3 protein-coding genes are annotated in these 1,633 nt (G+C 72.1%); 2 read left to right on the top strand and 1 reads right to left on the bottom strand.

Annotated elements, in window-relative coordinates; genetic code table 11:
* Nucleotides 1–148 precede the first annotated feature (148 nt).
* Nucleotides 149–526, top strand: a complete 378-nt coding sequence (locus ACWD1Z_RS37475) for a zinc-binding dehydrogenase (RefSeq protein WP_451125390.1) — start codon at nucleotides 149–151, stop codon at nucleotides 524–526.
* A 252-nt stretch (nucleotides 527–778) separates the two neighbouring features.
* Entirely contained in the window at nucleotides 779–1,171 is a 393-nt protein-coding gene (locus ACWD1Z_RS37470) for a DUF4267 domain-containing protein (protein ID WP_451125388.1), read from the top strand.
* A gap of 191 nt (nucleotides 1,172–1,362) precedes the next feature.
* Here the strand turns inward: ACWD1Z_RS37470 and ACWD1Z_RS37465 are convergent.
* The coding region (locus ACWD1Z_RS37465) for a VOC family protein (RefSeq protein ID WP_451125386.1) at nucleotides 1,363–1,633 on the bottom strand (271 nt) is incomplete at its 5' end.

Raw genomic sequence — 1,633 nt, 5'->3', positions numbered from 1 at the left:
CGCCGCAGCGGCTGACGCGTCTTGACCCCCGACTCCGCGCGCGTGGCACGGCCCAGCTCCACGAGCCGGCGGACCAGGACCATCTGCTTCGACAGAGGGGGCGGTCGGAGCGAACGTCACCGTCCTCGCCCAGGAACGCGGCTGGCAGGTGACGGGGCTCGCCCGCACGGGAGACGAGGAGTTCGTGTGCAGTCTCGGCGCCGGCCTCACCACACACGCCGAGCCGGAATGGGACGCCGTCGTCGACTGCGCCCAGTTGAATGAGCAAGCGCTCGCGCTGCTTCGCGACGGCGGAACCTACGTCGGGATGCGGCCGGGCCTCGCACCGCCCGCCGAGCGCGGGATCTCGGTCGCCTGCGTGGTCACCGCTCCCGACAGCGCGCGCCTGGCCGACCTCCTCGCCCGCACCGCCTCAGGCGAACTCCCGGCCCGCGTCCACGCGGTCGTCTCCCTCGGCCAAGCCGCCGACGCCCACCGGGCCACCGCCCAGACCGGCCTGCGCGGCCGCTACATCATCTGCCCCTGACCAGCCCGGTGCGGCGCCGAGTACGCCGCCGCCCCCCAACTACCGGCACATGCCCGCACAAGCCGCCGACGCCAGGTGGCTGGTTGCCGCTCGGCAGCGGACCGGCGTCCCGGCCACGCCATCCGCGAAGGAAGTCGCAGCGCGCATGGCTGCTGTCCGTGCGCGGTGGCGATCCCCACAGGGCGATGTGATGCCTGCCGTCGATCCGTGTTCCGCCCTTCCCTGCCGTACGACACCCTCAGGAGATCCGGCATGACCATCAAGCGCCTCGCCACCCTTCTCGCCGTTGCCGGCGGCCTGTTCCTCCTCTACACCGGGATCAGCTTCGTGCTTGCCCCGCAGGCGACGGCCGAAGGGTTCGGGCTGCCGACCTGGCCGCAGGACCAGGGCGAAGGCTTCCTCCGGGTCAAGGGCATGCGGGACATCGGGTTCGCAGCGGTGATACTCGCGCTGCTGCTGGCCGGACAGCGCAAGGCACTCGGGCTGGCCATGGCGGCCATGGCCGTCGTCCCGGCCGGCGACATGCTGACCGTGCTGAGCGAAGGCGGCCCGGCGGCGACCGCATACGGCGTCCACGGACTGGCTGCCGCGGCGGTCGCAGGGACCGCGGCACTGCTGCTGCGCGAGCGGCCGGCAGCCGCCTGAAGCTCGTCCGCAGGGAAAGCCGGGCGACGGCGACACTGCGGCCCGCACCGTGCCCAGGCTGCCGCCCTGATCCACACACTGGGCTGGTGTCGTAGGCCGGAGCGCTTCCCGCTGACCGTCGCCGCCACGACCGGGGCCAAGTACCGCGATGCCGCCTCGATCCCCGTCAAGCGTGCTCGGCAGGCTGGTCGTCAGCCGAGGTAGTCGGCGCGTCCCTCGTCGTCGAGTTCGAAGGGCCCTTCGGGGATGATGCAGAACTCATTGCCCTCGGGGTCCGCCATCACCAGGAACCCGCCCTCGGCGTACTGCTCGAGCCTGCGCCCGCCGAGCCTCTCACTGCGCTGTTGTTCGGCGGCGGGATCGGGGGAGGTGATGTCGAAGTGCATCCGATTCTTGCCCAGTTTTGGTTCGGCGGTGTGCTGGAAGCCCAGCCCCAGGCCGCCTTCGCGCTGGAGCCAGACG

Source organism: Streptomyces sp. NPDC002784 (genome assembly GCF_053592135.1).
The sequence above is the reverse complement of the archived record's forward strand: the minus strand, read 5'-3'. Positions and strand labels throughout refer to the sequence as shown.

Excerpts from the sequence above, each read along its gene's own strand:
- ACWD1Z_RS37470 (WP_451125388.1), top strand. The coding sequence starts at position 779 with ATGACCATCAAGCGCCTCGCCACCCTTCTCGCCGTTGCCGGCGGCCTG.